Origin of the sequence: Lactobacillus amylovorus DSM 20531 (genome assembly GCF_002706375.1) — a bacterium.
In the GTDB taxonomy this organism is placed as follows: domain Bacteria; phylum Bacillota; class Bacilli; order Lactobacillales; family Lactobacillaceae; genus Lactobacillus; species Lactobacillus amylovorus.
The window spans coordinates 648,320-666,631 of sequence record NZ_CP017706.1 but is presented as its reverse complement, the minus strand read 5'-3'; the positions used below and the strand labels follow the sequence as shown (position 1 = coordinate 666,631).

The following is an 18,312-nucleotide window of genomic DNA, read 5'->3' as shown; positions in this document are numbered from 1 at the left end:
TAAAGATCGGAGATTAATTACATGGCACAAAACGAAAAAATTTTGTCCGGTGTTTTAGAAATTTTTCGCCATAATCCACAAAAACAATTTCGTGTAGATCAAATCGAACGAGAAGCACGTCGTGATAGATTAGGTAATTTTACTGAATTAATTAAAGCTCTCTCATTTTTAGAGCATGAAAAAAAGATTATTACAGATGGTAAAGGACAATATCAATTAGCTCAAGAAAATACCATCGTTGAAGGAAACTTTAGAGCTAATGATAAAGGCTTTGGCTTTGTAAAACTTGATGATGAAGAAGCCTATGATGTCTTTATCGCCGCCGACTATACTAAATACGCTGTTGATGGCGACCGAGTAAAGGTTAAGATTACAGCTGGGGGCAACCCATGGAATGGTAAAGGGCCAGAAGGACAAATCGAAGAAATTCTTGAACGTGGCCTTGAAAGTTTAGTTGGTGAATTTCACCCATTAACTGATGAACAAAGAAAAGTCAGTCATTTCATTGGTTATGCTATTAGTGACAACAAGAAGTTACATAAATACCGTGTTTACTTATCTGAAAATGGTTTAATCCCACAAATGGGCGACATGGTTAAGGTATCAATTAAGGACTACCCTGACAAAGATAATCCTGAATCAATGACAGGTGCTGTTATCAAGATCATTGGTAATAAAAATGATCCTGGCGTTGATATTATGTCAATTGTTTCAGCTCATGATGTCAGAACTGATTGGCCTGAAGATGCAATGGCACAAGCTAATGCAATTCCAGACCATGTTACTGAAGAAGAGAAAAAAGGCAGAGTAGATATTACTGATCAACCTGCCGTAACTATTGATGGGGATGACTCAAAAGACTTTGACGATGCCGTAGTTTTATGGAAACTTCCTAACGGCAACTACCATTTAGGAGTTCATATTGCGGATGTATCTCACTATGTAACTGAAAATACTCCTTTGAATGAAGAAGCCTTTGCTCGTGGCAACAGTACTTACTTGGTTGATCGAGTTATTCCAATGTTGCCATTTAGACTTTCAAATGGTATCTGTTCCTTAAATGAAGGTGTAGACCGTCTTGTCTTATCTTGTGACATGGAAATTACGCCTGAAGGTAAGAGAGTAGGCTACAAGATTTATCCTGCTGTAATGCGCTCACATGGACGTATGACTTACAACAAGGTTAACCAAACCTTGAAGGGCGACATGGACGGTTTGGAAGATAAATACGTCAAATTACGTCCAATGCTTGAAGAAATGGCTGATTTGCATGCTATTTTATACAAGCAACGTCATGCACGTGGTGCGATTGACTTTGAAGAACCAGAAGCAAAGATTATTGTGGATGATCAAGGCAAGCCAACTGATATCGTTCTTCACGAACGTGGTACAGCCGAAAAGATGATCGAGTCCTTCATGTTAATGGCAAATGAAACTGTCGCAGAAGATTTCTACAAGAAGCAAGTTCCATTCTTATACCGTGTTCACGAAACTCCAGATTCTGAAAGAATTAGAAACTTCTTTGAATTCTGTAGTGCATTTGGCTTAAATATTCATGCAGATCCAGAGAACGTTAAGCCATTAGATTTGCAAAAAGTAGTATCTAAGACAACTGGTACACCTGAAGAAGCAGTTGTGCAAATGATGATGTTACGTAGTTTAAAGCAGGCCAGATACTCTGAAGAAGCTTTGGGACACTTTGGCCTTGCGGCTAAATACTACACCCACTTTACTTCACCAATTAGAAGATACTCTGACTTGATGGTGCACAGAATGATTCATGCGTACCAAGAAAAGGGTACTAGTGAAGACATTCAAAAACACTTTGCTGGATATTTACCAGATGTTGCGGAACAAACTTCTACACAAGAAAGACGTTCAATTGATACTGAACGTGAAGTAAACGATTTGAAGATGACAGAATACATGGCAGATCAAGTGGGAGAACACTTTGATGCCGTAGTATCTTCAGTTACTAGTTTCGGGATGTTTATTCAACTGCCTAATACCGTTGAAGGCTTAGTGCATATTTCTAACTTAACTGATGACTTCTACAGCTTTAACGAAAAATCATTGACTTTGACGGGACGTGGTACGCATAAACAATACAAGATAGGGATGCCAATTAAGGTTACCCTTATTAATGCTAACGTTGAACAGCATCAATTGAACTTTGAAGTTTATGACCCTAATGCACCTAAGAGAAAACATCGTGATAGAGGGATGAATAACCGTCGTCGTGGCAATAGAGGTTTCCATAATGATCATGGTCACCGTGGTGGTGGCAACTATAATAGTCGCGGAGACCGTAGAAGTCATGGACGTGGCAGTAATAGAAGAAACCAAAGAAATTTTAAACATTAAGGAGTGACCTTAATGAAAAAAGAAAAAGAAAAAGACGAAAACTTAATTGCACAGAATAAAAAAGCACGCCACGATTATTTCATTAAAGAAACATATGAAGCTGGTATTGCTTTAACTGGGACAGAAATTAAGTCCGTGCGTGCCCGTCGTATCAATTTACGCGATGGCTACGTGCAGATTATTAATGGCTCGGCTTTTTTGGAGAACGTGCATATTAGTGAATATAAGCAAGGCAATCGATATAATCACGAACCACTTAGAAGTCGGCGACTTCTTTTACACAAAAAGGAGATTAATCGATTAGCTAAAGCACAAGCCGAACGTGGTATTGCAATTATTCCATTAAAGGTTTATTTGAAGCACGGTTTTGCTAAAGTTTTAATTGGCGTAGGTCAAGGTAAAAAAGAATATGACAAGCGTCAGACAATTAAAGAAAGAGACCAAAAACGCGAAATTCATCGCAGATATGGTATTTAGACAAGTTCACGATCAGAAGATCAATGTCATTAAGTTAAGACATTGACATTATATCGACAGCTTTTAAAGATCGAATCATTTTGATTCGGTCTTTTTTCTTTTTAAAATAAAAAGTAAGCAGAGTTTATTTGCCCTTCTGCTCACTTTCGTCATATTATCTGGTCTTTCATAGAAAGCTGTGCCTCTTATGAAATCCCTTCACTCAAATATTTTAAAGCTGATGGATAGTATTATCAATAAAATCGCTGACAACATTCACGATTTCTCTGTATCTGATCAAGCTTTTATTCGCTGTCGTAAGCTCAATTCCACTGATTTGATTAAGTTAATTCTTAACATGGGAGCTGGCAGCCTGAATTCGGAAATTTTTCATGCTTTTCCTGACATAAATTCTAGAATGACTGCTTCGGCTTTTGAACAACAAAAGGCTAAATTAAAGCCTGAATGCTTTAAAGAAATTATGGCTGAGCTTAGTCAGGCAAACAATGCACCGCAATTACTAGATGACAAATACTTAGTTGTAGCGATTGATGGTTCCGATTTTGATCAGCCTTTTAATCCAAAATCAAAGAATATTTTTCAAGGCAAAGATGGTAGAAAATATTGCCAGATACATGTAAACGCTTTTTATGATGTTTTGAATAAATTATATTTAGACATGGTTATCCAACCTAGACAAAAAATGGATGAACGTGAGGCAGCTTTAACCATGATAAAGAAATTAGCCCAGCAAGAAAAAGATTTTCTAGTCCTGATGGATCGTGGCTACATTAGCTTTAATTTAATTGAAAATTGCAATCGATTAAAACATTGCCACTATGTTATGCGATCAAAATCCGGAGATGGTGCTTTTAAAGAAATTGTAGCTATGTCGAATCATGAATACGATATTGACTTATCATGCAGAGTAACTTCGTCACATTATTATTATGTCACCCATAAAGATACAGAAAAGTTTCTTCACCTGATTCTTCACAAAAAGCATCACTATAAAGCTGTTCGTTCTAAAAATACCAGAGATCAACGCTGGGATTTTGAGGATATGTGTGATGTTAGATTTAGAGTTTGTAAGTTTAGAATCAATCCACCAGGTTCAGACGATGAGTGGGAAGTCCTCATCACCAATTTAGATCGAAATGAATATCCTTTAGCTAGAATGAAAGAGATCTATCATCTTCGCTGGGGAATAGAAACTTCTTTTAGGGAGCTTAAATATGACTTAAGCGGCATACAGTTTCATTCTAAAAAAGATCAATTTGTTTATATGGAAATATACGCCCATTTTGCAATGTATAATGCCGTGAGTTTATCAATAATTGCGAGCTCAAAACCGTATACTCAGGGAAAATATCAATATCAAATAGATTTTAAAATGGCCTGTTGTATCTGGCGACGATATTTTAGTATAAGTGATAATTCAGATAAAAACTTCACACAATTACTGCTAGATGTGGCATTTTATTTAACGCCCATTCGACCAGGAAGAAAAGATAAACGAAATCTAAAAGTTAAATTAGTAGTTGGCTTTCCTTATCGTCTAGCAGCTTGAACTAATTTAAACGGCTATCTTAAGATGGCTTATTTGTGCTATCAAAAAAAGACATTTATCAAATAAAATAATTCGATAAATGTCTCAAAAAGTGTCATCAGATTAGTCAATGTCTTAACTTAATGACATTGATCAGAAGATCGTGGACTTTTTTGTTTATTTTGAAAAAAATCAAAAAATTTTTGACGAAAAATAAGTGGATTTTAAGCAAATTTCGAACGATCAGTTGCGTTAAACTTTTAGTGTTAAGAAAATAATTGTCGAATGAGGGATGCAATTTTAGAAGTGGTTACAACTAAACCACGCGTTTCATAAGTGAAGCGAACGAAGGGGCAAACTTGCAAAAAGAGCAGAAATAGGGTAACTTAATAAAGTCGTTTCGAGAGAAGCGGCACAGCTTGAATAAGAAGCCTGAGCAAAGGAAAAATCGATAAAATGAAAAAAGTACTTGCAAAGGGGAGAAGAAGCTGGTAATATATTTAAATGTCGTCAGGCAAGAGATGAATAACTCGAGCGGATGACGAAAAACAAATTCAAAAAAGTTCTTGACAAGGGCTTGAGGGTTTGATAAAATATAAAAGCCGTCTGGTTGAACCGGACGGAGGTAGTACTTTGAAAACTGAACAAAGTTTCGCTAAAAGTGTGCGGGTGTAAAAACCCAAACAAAAAGCGAAGTCAATTCGCAAGCAATAAATTTGAGACAAAGATCTTAAATAATCGAAATGAAGTCATTTCAAACTTTTTAAAATGAGAGTTTGATCCTGGCTCAGGACGAACGCTGGCGGCGTGCCTAATACATGCAAGTCGAGCGAGCGGAACCAACAGATTTACTTCGGTAATGACGTTGGGAAAGCGAGCGGCGGATGGGTGAGTAACACGTGGGGAACCTGCCCCTAAGTCTGGGATACCATTTGGAAACAGGTGCTAATACCGGATAATAAAGCAGATCGCATGATCAGCTTTTGAAAGGCGGCGTAAGCTGTCGCTAAGGGATGGCCCCGCGGTGCATTAGCTAGTTGGTAAGGTAACGGCTTACCAAGGCGACGATGCATAGCCGAGTTGAGAGACTGATCGGCCACATTGGGACTGAGACACGGCCCAAACTCCTACGGGAGGCAGCAGTAGGGAATCTTCCACAATGGACGCAAGTCTGATGGAGCAACGCCGCGTGAGTGAAGAAGGTTTTCGGATCGTAAAGCTCTGTTGTTGGTGAAGAAGGATAGAGGTAGTAACTGGCCTTTATTTGACGGTAATCAACCAGAAAGTCACGGCTAACTACGTGCCAGCAGCCGCGGTAATACGTAGGTGGCAAGCGTTGTCCGGATTTATTGGGCGTAAAGCGAGCGCAGGCGGAAAAATAAGTCTAATGTGAAAGCCCTCGGCTTAACCGAGGAACTGCATCGGAAACTGTTTTTCTTGAGTGCAGAAGAGGAGAGTGGAACTCCATGTGTAGCGGTGGAATGCGTAGATATATGGAAGAACACCAGTGGCGAAGGCGGCTCTCTGGTCTGCAACTGACGCTGAGGCTCGAAAGCATGGGTAGCGAACAGGATTAGATACCCTGGTAGTCCATGCCGTAAACGATGAGTGCTAAGTGTTGGGAGGTTTCCGCCTCTCAGTGCTGCAGCTAACGCATTAAGCACTCCGCCTGGGGAGTACGACCGCAAGGTTGAAACTCAAAGGAATTGACGGGGGCCCGCACAAGCGGTGGAGCATGTGGTTTAATTCGAAGCAACGCGAAGAACCTTACCAGGTCTTGACATCTAGTGCAATCTGTAGAGATATGGAGTTCCCTTCGGGGACGCTAAGACAGGTGGTGCATGGCTGTCGTCAGCTCGTGTCGTGAGATGTTGGGTTAAGTCCCGCAACGAGCGCAACCCTTGTTATTAGTTGCCAGCATTAAGTTGGGCACTCTAATGAGACTGCCGGTGACAAACCGGAGGAAGGTGGGGATGACGTCAAGTCATCATGCCCCTTATGACCTGGGCTACACACGTGCTACAATGGGCAGTACAACGAGAAGCAAGCCTGCGAAGGCAAGCGAATCTCTGAAAGCTGTTCTCAGTTCGGACTGCAGTCTGCAACTCGACTGCACGAAGCTGGAATCGCTAGTAATCGCGGATCAGCACGCCGCGGTGAATACGTTCCCGGGCCTTGTACACACCGCCCGTCACACCATGGGAGTCTGCAATGCCCAAAGCCGGTGGCCTAACCTTCGGGAAGGAGCCGTCTAAGGCAGGGCAGATGACTGGGGTGAAGTCGTAACAAGGTAGCCGTAGGAGAACCTGCGGCTGGATCACCTCCTTTCTAAGGAAGCGAAGGATATGGAGAGTAGAAATACTAAGAGAAGTATCCAGAGCAAGCGGAAGCACACTGAGAAACTTTGTTTAGTTTTGAGGGTAGTACCTCAAAGAGTTAGTACATTGAAAACTGAATATAATCCAAGCAAAAAACCGAGACAATCAAAGAGAACAGATTGTAGAGCGACCGAGAAGAGAATTCTTGAGTAAGGTCAAGTAGAAAAGGGCGCACGGTGAATGCCTAGGCACTAAAAGCCGATGAAGGACGTGACGAACTACGAAAAGCTTCGGGGAGCGGTAAGTACGCTAAGATCCGGAGATGTCCGAATGGGGGAACCCAATGCAGCGATGCATTATTGAATGATGAATAGATAGTCATTCAAAGGAATACGCAGTGAACTGAAACATCTAAGTAGCTGCAGGAAGAGAAAGAAAAATCGATTTCCTTAGTAGCGGCGAGCGAAGAGGAAAGAGCCCAAACCAAGTGATTTATCATTTGGGGTTGTAGGACTGCGACGTGGCAGCGTAAGTGATAGCAGAATTATCTGGGAAGGTAAGCCAGAGAGGGTGAGAGCCCCGTAAGCGAAATTGCAAGCGCGCCTAGCAGAATCCTGAGTAGGCCGGGACACGAGGAATCCCGGTTGAAACCGCGAGGACCATCTCGCAAGGCTAAATACTAATTAGTGACCGATAGTGAACCAGTACCGTGAGGGAAAGGTGAAAAGAACCCCGGAAGGGGAGTGAAAGAGAACCTGAAACCGTGTGTCTACAAGTAGTCAAAGCACATTAAAGTGCAATGGCGTGCCTTTTGTAGAATGAACCGGCGAGTTACGTTAACTAGCGAGGTTAAGTCAGAAAAGACGGAGCCGGAGCGAAAGCGAGTCTGAATAGGGCGAGAAGTTAGTTGACGTAGACCCGAAACCAAGTGACCTACCCATGACCAGGCTGAAGGTGTGGTAAAACGCACTGGAGGGCCGAACCCACGTAAGTTAAAAATTGCGGGGATGAGTTGTGGGTAGCGGTGAAATTCCAAACGAACTTGGAGATAGCTGGTTCTCTCCGAAATAGCTTTAGGGCTAGCCTCGTGGAGAGGATAATGGAGGTAGAGCTCTGTTTGGACTAGGGGCCCGTCAGGGGTTACTGAATCCAGATAAACTGCGAATTCCATATATCCATACACGGGAGTCAGACTGCGAGTGATAAGATCCGTAGTCGAAAGGGAAACAGCCCAGATCACCAGTTAAGGTCCCCAAATCTATGCTAAGTGGAAAAGGATGTGGAGTTGCGTAGACAACTAGGACGTTGGCTCAGAAGCAGCCATCATTCAAAGAGTGCGTAATAGCTCACTAGTCGAGTGGCGCTGCGCCGAAAATTTACCGGGGCTAAGCATAGTACCGAAACTGTGGATGTGTTTTAAAGAGCACGTGGTAGGAGAGCGTTCTAAGTGCGGCGAAGGCTAATCGAGAGGATAGTTGGAGCGCTTAGAAGTGAGAATGCCGGTATGAGTAGCGAAAGATAGGTGAGAATCCTATCCGCCGAAAGACTAAGGTTTCCTGGGGCAGGCTCGTCCGCCCAGGGTAAGTCGGGACCTAAGGCAAGGCCGAGAGGCGTAGTCGATGGATAACAGGTAGAGATTCCTGTACTGTGTTCAATCGTTATGAGCAATGGAGGGACGCAGGAGGCGAAACACGCATCGAGCTGGATCGATGTTCAAGCAGCGAGTGCGGTTAAGAGTCAAATGCTTCTAACCAGCAACATGAGCTGTGATGAGTAGCGAAGTAAAAGTAGCGAAGGTGATGTAGTCACACTGCCAAGAAAAGCTTCTAGCCAGAGAGAACATACCCGTACCGCAAACCGACACAGGTAGTCGAGTGGAGAACACTAAGGTGAGCGAGAGAACTCTCGTTAAGGAACTCGGCAAAATGACCCCGTAACTTCGGAAGAAGGGGTGCTGGCCATGAGAGTGGTTAGCCGCAGTGAATAGGCCCAAACAACTGTTTATCAAAAACACAGGTCTCTGCAAAATCGTAAGATGACGTATAGAGGCTGACACCTGCCCGGTGCTGGAAGGTTAAGAGGAGAGCTTAGCGCAAGCGAAGGTTTGAATTGAAGCCCCAGTAAACGGCGGCCGTAACTATAACGGTCCTAAGGTAGCGAAATTCCTTGTCGGGTAAGTTCCGACCTGCACGAAAGGTGTAATGATTTGGGCACTGTCTCAACGAGAGACTCGGTGAAATTATAATACCCGTGAAGATGCGGGTTACCCGCGACAGGACGGAAAGACCCCATGGAGCTTCACTGTAGCTTGATATTGAGTATCTTTTAAACATGTACAGGATAGGTAGGAGCCAAGGAATGCAGGACGCTAGTCTTGCAGGAGGCAATGTTGGGATACTACCCTTGTTTGAAGGATGCTCTAACCTCGACCTGTAAGCCAGGCCAGGGACAGTGTCAGGTGGGCAGTTTGACTGGGGCGGTCGCCTCCTAAAGTGTAACGGAGGCGCCCAAAGGTTCCCTCAGAATGGTTGGAAATCATTCGCAGAGTGTAAAGGTATAAGGGAGCTTGACTGCGAGAGAGACAACTCGAGCAGGGACGAAAGTCGGGCTTAGTGATCTGGTGGTACCGTATGGAAGGGCCATCACTCAACGGATAAAAGCTACCCTGGGGATAACAGGCTTATCTCCCCCAAGAGTTCACATCGACGGGGAGGTTTGGCACCTCGATGTCGGCTCGTCGCATCCTGGGGCTGAAGTCGGTCCCAAGGGTTGGGCTGTTCGCCCATTAAAGCGGCACGCGAGCTGGGTTCAGAACGTCGTGAGACAGTTCGGTCCCTATCCGTCGTGGGCGTAGGAAATTTGAGAGGAGCTGTCCTTAGTACGAGAGGACCGGGATGGACGCACCGCTGGTGTACCAGTTGTTCCGCCAGGAGCATCGCTGGGTAGCTATGTGCGGAAGGGATAAGCGCTGAAAGCATCTAAGTGCGAAGCCCCCCTCAAGATGAGATTTCCTTTGCGTAAGCAGTAAGACACCTCAGAGACGATGAGGTAGATAGGCTGGGAGTGGAAGTTCTGTGAAGAATGGAGCGGACCAGTACTAATCAGTCGAGGACTTGACCAAAGCGAAGCGATCTGAAAAGTTTTTTTGCGAAAGATTATGTTTAGTTTTGAGCGTAGTAGCTCAAAAGAGTACGGTGGCGAAAGCAAGAAGGATACACCTGTTCCCATGCCGAACACAGAAGTTAAGCTTCTTAACGCCGAAAGTAGTTGGTGGGCAACTGCCTGCGAGGAAAGGAAGCTGCCGTGCTCTTTTTTAATATTCCGGCTTAGCTCAGTTGGTAGAGCGCTTGACTGTTAATCAAGATGTCGTCAGTTCGAGTCTGACAGCCGGAGCACTTTTTATGGAGTGTTGTCCGAGTGGCTTAAGGAGCATGATTGGAAATCATGTATACGGGCTTATACCTGTATCGAGGGTTCAAATCCCTCACACTCCGTAATGGGTTAAAAGGACCGTCTTTGAAGAATTCTAAGGCGGTTTTTGTTTTACCTTCTTATAATAAGAACAATCCTTTATAATGGTTCTAAAAGGAGCGAAGATGACATGAAGTTAAAGAAAGTATTTTTATTAATCACGACTTTATTAGGGATAGTTTTAACTCTAACTGCATGTTCTACAAAAAGAGAAGCAAATACTAAAAATCATAAAGTAGATATTGTAACTTCAACTAATATCTATGCAAATATTGCCAGAAATATCGTAGGTAAACACGGAGAAGTTCAAGCTATTATTACTAATGGCGACACTGATCCTCATGATTTTGAACCTACTACCAATTCTGCTAAAGAAGTAGCTAACGCGAATATCGTAATTGCTAATGGCTTGGGTTACGATGATTGGATGACTAAATTAGCTGATTCGAATGATATTCATGTGACCAAAGTTGGTGAACAACTTATGGGCTTAAAGCAGGGCGATAATCCGCATATTTGGTATAACTTGGATATGCCTAAACGATATGTAAATTACATTGTGAAACGGGCAAGCCAGATTGATCCAAAGAATGCGGCATATTTTAGAAAAAATGGCCGAAACTATTTAAAGAAAATTCAGAATATCAAGGAGCTTGCTGCTCAAATTGATGGAAAACACTCTAAGCCCGTATTTGTCAGTGAGCCGGTATTTGACTATGCTCTTGAACGTTGCCACTTTAAGATCGGAAATACTGCCTTTGAAGAGGCCGTAGAGAATGAGACGGACCCTAGTGCACAGGTAGTTCATAATATGCAGCAATCCATTAAGCATAAGAAGATTTCTTTCTTCGTTAATAATGTTCAAGCTTCAAGCAGCACTGTCAATGGAATGGTTAAATTAGCTAACCAAAATCAGATCCCTGTCTTGAAGGTGAGAGAGACCATGCCTAATGGCACAAGCTATTACGAGTGGATGCGTGGCAATTATCAAAAATTATTTGATATTTTTTCAAAATAACCCTTGCATATTACTACGTTATCTAGTAATATAATAAACGTTGTGATTGAGATGTCACTCAGATAACTAAGATTTAAAAAAGTTCTTGACTTTTGAAACTTAATTAGTTATTATAATGAAGTGCTCTTGATTAAGAGATATGACCCGTTGGTCAAGTGGTTAAGACACGGCCCTTTCACGGCCGTAACATGGGTTCAAATCCCGTACGGGTCACTTATGGAGGATTAGCTCAGCTGGGAGAGCATCTGCCTTACAAGCAGGAGGTCACAGGTTCGAGCCCTGTATCCTCCATCGTTCGGGGCTACCGCAGAGGCGGTAGTCTTTTTTTATGCAAAAGAGCGAACGAAAGTAATAATTTTATCGGTTCAAGTCCTGAGAGGATTCACTAGTTGTTAGCTAATGAAGATGCCTTGTAACCGAATAGCCAATGTCTATATAGGGGGACTAATATGGAAAGACGTTTGTTTACTTCAGAATCAGTTTCTGAAGGACATCCAGACAAGGTTGCTGACCAAATTTCAGATGCAATTTTGGATGCGATGCTTAAGAAGGATCCTAACTCACACGTAGCTTGTGAGACGATCGTAACTACAGGTATGGTTTTCGTATTTGGTGAAATTTCTACCAATGCATATGTCGACATTCAAGATGTCGTACGCAAGACCGTCTTGAAGATTGGATATGATCGTCCTGAATTAGGTTTCGATGGTAACAACTGTGCCGTAATGGTTGATATCGATGAACAATCACCAGATATCGCCGGTGGTGTTGATCACTCACTTGAAACTAGAGAAAACAAGTCTGATAAGGATGAGTTGGACCAAATCGGTGCTGGTGACCAAGGCTTAATGTTTGGTTTCGCTATTAAGGAAACACCTGAACTTATGCCATTGCCAATCTCACTTGCTCACCGCTTGATGAGACGAGTAGCCGCACTTAGAAAAGATCATACTTTAGATTGGCTTCGTCCAGATGCTAAGGCTCAAGTTACTGTAGAATATGATGAAAATAATAAGCCACTCCGTGTGGACACAGTAGTTATTTCTACTCAAACCGATGCAGAAGTTTCAAATGAAGAAATTCGCCGCGCAATGATCGACTTAGTAATTAAGGAAGTTATTCCAGCTGAATACTTGGATGAAAAGACTAAGTTTTTGATTAACCCATCTGGTCGTTTCGTTATCGGTGGTCCTAAAGGTGACTCTGGTTTAACTGGTCGTAAGATTATCGTTGATACTTACGGTGGTTACGCTCGTCACGGTGGTGGTGCCTTCTCAGGTAAGGATCCAACAAAGGTTGACCGTAGTGCTAGTTACGCTGCCCGTTACGTTGCCAAAAACATCGTAGCAGCAGGTCTTGCATATCGTTGTGAAGTACAACTTGCATATGCCATCGGTGTAGCTCACCCAGTATCAATCATGATCGATACTGCTGGCACAGGTAAAGTTGACGATGAACTTTTAACCGAAGCAGTTCGCAACGTATTTGATCTTCGTCCAGCTGGCATTATCAAGATGCTTAACTTGCGTCGTCCTATTTACGAACAAACTGCTGCATATGGTCACTTTGGCAGAACAGATGTCGATTTACCATGGGAAAAGACCGATAAGACTCAAGATTTGCTTGATTATATTAAAGATCATCAATAAAAATATTCGAGGAGTAAATTAAATGAAAAAAACAAACGTGCCTGTAGTCACGCTTGCGATTTTTATGACAACATTTATGACCGCTATTGAAGGAACGATCGTTTCTACTGCAATGCCTACAATAGTTTCAGACCTTGATGGGCTAGAAATTATGAACTGGGTTGTATCGATCTTTCTGCTGATGACGGCTGTTTCGACTCCTTTATACGGAAAACTGGCGGATAGCATTGGGCGAAAGCCAGTTTTTTTGTTTGGAATTGCATTGTTTGTCATTGGATCGTCATTATGTGGCCTAGCACAAAACATGATTGAACTGATATTGTTTAGAATAATTCAGGGATTAGGTTCAGGGGCGGTTCAGCCAGTCGCAATCACTATTATCGCTGACCTTTATACTTTGCAAAAACGCGCTAAAATGTTAGGACTTAACTCGGGCTTCTGGGGAGTGGCTTCAGTTATTGCTCCGCTTTTAGGTGGATTTATTGTGCAACATCTGTCTTGGCACTGGGTCTTTTATATTAATGTGCCAATTGGAATTATTGCGTTTTTATTAGTACTTATATATTTAAGAGAACCTAAGCATAAATCGAGTTCAAAATTGGACTTGCAAGGTACAGTTTGGTTAGTATTGTTGCTTCTAGCTTTAATGTTCTTCTTGCAAGATTTAGGTAGCAGCACGAATATGCTAGTTATGGCCGCTCTAGCCGTTTTGATTGTAGTATCTGTAATTCTATTCTTTAGGGCAGAAAAGCGCGCAGCGGATCCAATAATGCCGCTCTCGATGCTAAAAGATAAAGAGTTCTTTGCACTAAACATAATCACATTACTTATCTCAGGTGTAGTTATCGGCTTTGAATTCTATATTCCAACTTGGATGCAGGGAATTAATGGTACTAATGCTTCACTTGCCGGTTTTGCCGTAACGCCAAGTTCATTGATGTGGATTGTAGGTTCGTTCTTAATTGGCGGGATGCTAGGCCGTTGGGGTATAAAGAAAACGTATGACTATATGTTGACCATTTTAGTTGGTGCTGACCTAGTTTTAATTTTAGTGCCAATTTATACTCCATTTTGGGTATTTTGCATCGTTGCTGCATTCAACGGAACAGCTTTTGGCGCGATTACGACGGCTTCACAGGTAAGGTCGCAAGTGTTAGTTCCAAAGGACGATATTGGTGTAGCTACGTCGTTTAATACCTTGATGAAATATTTGGGACAAACAATGATGGTCTCCATTTACGGTATTGCTTTTAATACGATGGTAGCTAAAGGTCTAACAAAACATCCAGGTCTAACGCAGGAAATGATGAACAAGATTGTTTCCGCAGAAAATGCCAAGACTTTAGCAAGCAATGTTGTACCACAATTGCGTCAAATACTTTTAGGTGGTTTGAAAGCAGCCTATGTTGTTTCAATGATTGTTATCATAATTTCAATTTTGTTAAACCAGACATATAAAGACCGTAAAATTATAAATAAATAAAATAAAGTCAGATATCATAAAGATATCTGGCTTTTTTGCTTGAAAATAGAATAACAAACTAGCCCATTTAAAAATTTTAAAATAAAATATATATTTCGCCGATTGTAAAATCAAATTGAACACTTTAGAAAAATAAAAAGTCCATTTGGACCTGTTTGATAGAATGTTAATAACCACAAAAACATCTATTGGAGGTCACAAATGGACTCTTTACATTCTATCATGCCTAAGCACCAAAAGGGAAAGCATTTATCATTTGAGCAACGGGTTGTTATTCAAACCCGTATTAAAGACGGTTTCTCTCTTAGGGCTATTGCTCGTGAGCTTGATTGCTCTCCTTCTACTATCAGTTATGAGGTTAAACGTGGTACTGTTTTGCTTTATCATGGTAAGCAAAAACGCTATAAGGCACAACAAGGTGATAAAGCTTACCAAATACATCGTAAGAATTGCGGTCGTAAATCAGATTTCTTAAAGAAATCTGACTTTATCAAATACGTTAATAAGCATTTCTGCGAAGATGGCTGGTCTCTTGATGTATGTGCCAATCGCTGCTTAGCTTTAGGAGAATTTTCTCGTGATCAGGTAGTTTGCACCAGAACCTTGTACAACTATGTAGATCAATGCTTAATGGGTATGAGAAATTCTGATTTGCCAGAAAAGTTAAAGCGCAATACTAAAATACATCGCATTCGTAAAAATAAGAAAAAGCTTGGCCGAAGTATTGAAGAACGTCCCAAGGAGATCAATGATCGTAAGGAATTTGGCCACTGGGAATGCGATTTAGTCTTAGGACATAAAACTAAGGATGATCAAGTACTGCTAACTTTGTCTGAACGAATGAGCCGTGAATTTTTAATCTTGCGTATTCCTGATAAGACAGCCGCCAGTGTGATGACTGCTTTTCAGGCTCTGCGCAAACAGTATAGTGAACACTGGAATGACATCTTTAAGACAATTACAACTGATAATGGATCAGAGTTTGCGGATTTATCCAATCTGGAGACAGTTTCAAAAACCCTGGTTTACTATGCTCATCCATATACTTCTTGTGATAAAGGCACTGTTGAAAGACACAATGGCCTTATTCGCAGATTTATTCCCAAGGGTGATTACATCAATAACTATTCTCTTCAAGATATCATTAATATTGAAACCTGGTGCAATTCGCTACCAAGAAAGATCTTGGCATATCATACTCCAGATGAAATCTTTGAGAAAGAATTAGATCATATCTATCAAGCAGTATAAATGTTCAATTTATTATTGCAATTTACGAAAATATATATTTTTATAAAAGTGCTCTTTTTTATTGACATCCTTAAAACTAGTCTTTTTTCTTTAGCTTTTTTTGAAAGAAACTGTATAACAAACTCATAATGTTATAATTAAAAGGCAAAGCTAACACTAAAATAAGATAACATTATTGAAAGCGCATTAATAGCCGGCTTGAAAGTAAAAAGAAGAGGTTGTACACTTAAGTTGAACAAAATAATGAATGTTATTTTAGACAGGGACGTATGTAATGGGAAATTATGGAGGCGCTAAAAATGAATATTGTTAGTTTAGCGAGATTCCAATTTGCTATGACAACGATCTTTCACTTTTTCTTCGTACCATTTTCAATTGGTACGGTGTTCGTTGTAGCAATTATGGAATCTATGTATGTTCATACTGGCAAGCCTGAATATAAGAAAATGACAAAGTTCTGGGGAAATGTATTTCTTTTGAGCTTTGCAGTGGGAGTTGTAACAGGTATTATTCAGGAATTCCAATTTGGGATGAACTGGTCCGACTATTCAAGATTTATGGGTGATATCTTCGGTGCACCACTTGCATTTGAAGCATTACTTTCATTCTTCATCGAATCAACCTTTATTGGACTATGGATGTTTACCTGGGACAAAGTTAAGAAAGGCTTACATTTGTTCTTTATTTGGATGATTATCTTTGGGACGATCACATCTGCAGTTTGGATTTTAACTGCTAACTCATTTATGCAACATCCAACCGGATTTGCCATTAGAAATGGTCGTGCCGAAATGGTTAACTTCGGTGCTCTTTTGACCAATAAACAATTAATGTTTGAATTCGGTCATGTAATCACTGGCGCAATTTTGACAGGTGCCACAATTATTACTGGATTAGCAGCTTTCCAACTTTTGAAGAAACGGACATTGTCTGATATTAATAAAGCAATTTATCATAAGACAATTCGCATTGGTTTAACATTGATGCTTATTTTCTCCATTGGTTCAATTGGCATGGGGGATGTCCAAATGCAATACTTGGTTCATGAACAACCAATGAAGTTTGCAGCAACAGAAGCTTTATATAAGACAACTGGTGAAAAAGCTCCATGGACGATGATTGGTTTTGCTAATACTAAGACTCATGAAGTTAAAGGTAAAATCGAAATTCCAGATATGTTGAGTATTCTTTCATACCACAGTACTACTGGTTCTGTTAAAGGGATGGAAGAAGTCAATAAAGAAATGGAAAAGAAGTATGGTACTCATATTGATGGCCATAAGATGAACTATTATGTTCCAGTTAACACTTTATTCTGGAGCTTCCGCTTTATGGCAGGATTTGGTGCATTGATGGCTCTTGTTTCAATTGTGGGCTTAATTTTGACTCGTAAGAAGAAGCAAACTCTTTATGAGCATCGTTGGTGCCTATGGGTATTAGCTTTAATGACCTTTACACCATTTATTGCTAATACTTGTGGTTGGTTAATTACTGAACTTGGTCGTGCTCCTTGGACAGTTTATGGACTATTTACCATTGCTCAAAGTGTTTCACCAAATGTTTCAGTTGCTTCACTACTTACATCGAATATTGTTTACTTCTGTTTGTTTACCGGCTTAGCTATTATTTTAATTAGCTTAATTGTTCGCTTCTTACACAATGATCCTGAAGAATTGGCTATGCAGGGTCAAACTAGTGATAAGGAAACAGATCCATTTGCAAAGGGGGCCTTTTAAATGTCATTCTTGCAAATCCTATGGTTCATATTAATTGGAGTTTTATTTAGTGGTTTCTTCTTTCTTGATGGCTTTGACTACGGAGTCGGAATGGCCGCTAAGACTTTAGGTCATAATGAAAAAGAAAGAAGTCAAATTATTGCTACGATTGGCCCGGTTTGGGATGCAAACGAGGTTTGGCTAATTACGGCAGGTGGTGCGATGTTTGCATCATTCCCATATTGGTATGCTTCATTGTTCTCAGGCTATTACCTGATCTTGCTTATTATCCTTGTAGGTTTAATTATTCGTGGTGTTTCTTTTGAGTTTCGTGCCAAGAGCCCTGAGCCACGTAAACCATTTTGGGATAACGCAATGGCCATTGGTAGTTTTATTGCACCTTTCTTTTTAGGCGTGATGTTTATTTCGATGATTAAAGGGATGCCACTTGATGCTCACGGCGATATGACTGCGCACTTCTTTGACTACTTTAACTGGTTCTCAATTGTCGGCGGTATTGCTTTAACTTTGTTAACATATTTGCATGGTTTGAACTATATTGCTTTAAAGACTAAGGGCGTAATAAGTGATCGTGCACAAAACTACTCTAAAGCTCTTTACTGGGTACTTTATGTTGGTGAAGTTATCTTTGCACTACTTTTATTGTTCCAAACTGACTTCTTGCAAGTACACCCAATTTTGACCTTGCTTTGCTTGGCTTTGATCGTGGGCTTTTCAGTAGCAGGTCATGTAGCTAACTTTGTTAACAAACAAGGCTGGGCATTCTTCTTTAGTGGCTTGACCTTGGTGTCATTAGTTGCTTTGATTTTCTGTGGATTATTCCCAAGAGTCATGATTTCATCAATCAGTAGTAAATATGATTTGATGATTCAAAGCGCATCATCATCTAATTACACATTAATTGTGATGACGATTGCTACAATAATTTTAATTCCATGTATTTTGGCTTACACAATTTGGTCATACTGGATTTTCCGCAAGAGAATTGAAATGCCTGCAATAGGAGAAGGATATTAA

At 40.9% G+C, this 18,312-nt stretch carries 9 protein-coding genes, 4 tRNA genes, 3 rRNA genes and 1 riboswitch; all 16 genes read left to right on the top strand.

Annotation, left to right across the window (positions count from 1 at the left end; genetic code table 11):
• Positions 1-21: 21 nt before the first annotated feature.
• The 16 genes from rnr to cydB all read left to right on the top strand — a co-directional run bounded on the left by rnr (position 22) and on the right by cydB (position 18,312).
• Positions 22-2,364 (top strand): ribonuclease R, encoded by a 2,343-nt coding sequence (rnr, locus tag LA20531_RS03380; protein ID WP_056940571.1) that lies wholly within the window; start codon positions 22-24, stop codon positions 2,362-2,364.
• Between the two features lie 12 nt (positions 2,365-2,376).
• Positions 2,377-2,841, top strand: a complete 465-nt coding sequence (gene smpB / locus LA20531_RS03375) for an SsrA-binding protein SmpB (RefSeq protein ID WP_056940572.1) — start codon at positions 2,377-2,379, stop codon at positions 2,839-2,841.
• A 187-nt stretch (positions 2,842-3,028) separates the two neighbouring features.
• Positions 3,029-4,390 carry an IS4 family transposase gene (locus tag LA20531_RS03370; protein ID WP_099202253.1) on the top strand — a complete coding sequence of 454 codons (1,362 nt, stop codon included), beginning with the start codon at positions 3,029-3,031 and terminating at the stop codon, positions 4,388-4,390.
• Between the two features lie 743 nt (positions 4,391-5,133).
• A 16S ribosomal RNA gene (locus LA20531_RS03365) occupies positions 5,134-6,697 on the top strand.
• A 203-nt stretch (positions 6,698-6,900) separates the two neighbouring features.
• Positions 6,901-9,808, top strand: a 23S ribosomal RNA gene (locus tag LA20531_RS03355).
• A gap of 69 nt (positions 9,809-9,877) precedes the next feature.
• Positions 9,878-9,994: ribosomal RNA gene (gene rrf / locus LA20531_RS03350) — 5S ribosomal RNA — on the top strand.
• Together the 16S, 23S and 5S rRNA genes with 2 tRNA genes alongside form the textbook arrangement of a ribosomal RNA operon.
• A 13-nt stretch (positions 9,995-10,007) precedes the next feature.
• Positions 10,008-10,080: transfer RNA gene (locus LA20531_RS03345), tRNA-Asn, on the top strand.
• A 10-nt stretch (positions 10,081-10,090) separates the two neighbouring features.
• Positions 10,091-10,181: transfer RNA gene (locus LA20531_RS03340), tRNA-Ser, on the top strand.
• Positions 10,182-10,288: 107 nt separating this feature from the next.
• Complete coding sequence (locus tag LA20531_RS03335) at positions 10,289-11,176, top strand: metal ABC transporter solute-binding protein, Zn/Mn family (protein WP_056940728.1); 888 nt, start codon at positions 10,289-10,291, stop codon at positions 11,174-11,176.
• A gap of 141 nt (positions 11,177-11,317) precedes the next feature.
• Positions 11,318-11,389 (top strand) — tRNA-Glu (locus LA20531_RS03330).
• Positions 11,390-11,394: 5 nt separating this feature from the next.
• Positions 11,395-11,467 (top strand) — tRNA-Val (locus LA20531_RS03325).
• Between the two features lie 67 nt (positions 11,468-11,534).
• Positions 11,535-11,628: riboswitch (SMK box riboswitch) on the top strand.
• Positions 11,626-12,825 carry a methionine adenosyltransferase gene (metK, locus tag LA20531_RS03320; RefSeq protein WP_013438508.1) on the top strand — a complete coding sequence of 400 codons (1,200 nt, stop codon included), beginning with the start codon at positions 11,626-11,628 and terminating at the stop codon, positions 12,823-12,825. Its footprint overlaps the riboswitch before it by 3 nt.
• Positions 12,826-12,847: 22 nt before the next feature.
• On the top strand, positions 12,848-14,308 hold the full coding sequence (locus LA20531_RS03315; protein WP_056940727.1) for an MDR family MFS transporter: 1,461 nt from the start codon (positions 12,848-12,850) through the stop codon (positions 14,306-14,308).
• Positions 14,309-14,509: 201 nt separating this feature from the next.
• Positions 14,510-15,559 (top strand): IS30 family transposase, encoded by a 1,050-nt coding sequence (locus tag LA20531_RS03305; RefSeq protein ID WP_099202218.1) that lies wholly within the window; start codon positions 14,510-14,512, stop codon positions 15,557-15,559.
• Between the two features lie 299 nt (positions 15,560-15,858).
• A complete protein-coding gene (locus LA20531_RS03300; protein ID WP_056939775.1) occupies positions 15,859-17,295 on the top strand; it encodes a cytochrome ubiquinol oxidase subunit I in 1,437 nt (478 codons plus the stop codon).
• Positions 17,296-18,312 carry a cytochrome d ubiquinol oxidase subunit II gene (gene cydB, locus LA20531_RS03295; RefSeq protein WP_056939776.1) on the top strand — a complete coding sequence of 339 codons (1,017 nt, stop codon included), beginning with the start codon at positions 17,296-17,298 and terminating at the stop codon, positions 18,310-18,312.

Coding starts and splice junctions, on each gene's coding strand:
- rnr (WP_056940571.1), top strand. CDS start 22: ATGGCACAAAACGAAAAAATTTTGTCCGGTGTTTTAGAAATTTTTCGC.
- smpB (WP_056940572.1), top strand. CDS start 2,377: ATGAAAAAAGAAAAAGAAAAAGACGAAAACTTAATTGCACAGAATAAA.
- LA20531_RS03370 (WP_099202253.1), top strand. CDS start 3,029: ATGAAATCCCTTCACTCAAATATTTTAAAGCTGATGGATAGTATTATC.
- LA20531_RS03335 (WP_056940728.1), top strand. CDS start 10,289: ATGAAGTTAAAGAAAGTATTTTTATTAATCACGACTTTATTAGGGATA.
- metK (WP_013438508.1), top strand. CDS start 11,626: ATGGAAAGACGTTTGTTTACTTCAGAATCAGTTTCTGAAGGACATCCA.
- LA20531_RS03315 (WP_056940727.1), top strand. CDS start 12,848: ATGAAAAAAACAAACGTGCCTGTAGTCACGCTTGCGATTTTTATGACA.
- LA20531_RS03305 (WP_099202218.1), top strand. CDS start 14,510: ATGGACTCTTTACATTCTATCATGCCTAAGCACCAAAAGGGAAAGCAT.
- LA20531_RS03300 (WP_056939775.1), top strand. CDS start 15,859: ATGAATATTGTTAGTTTAGCGAGATTCCAATTTGCTATGACAACGATC.
- cydB (WP_056939776.1), top strand. CDS start 17,296: ATGTCATTCTTGCAAATCCTATGGTTCATATTAATTGGAGTTTTATTT.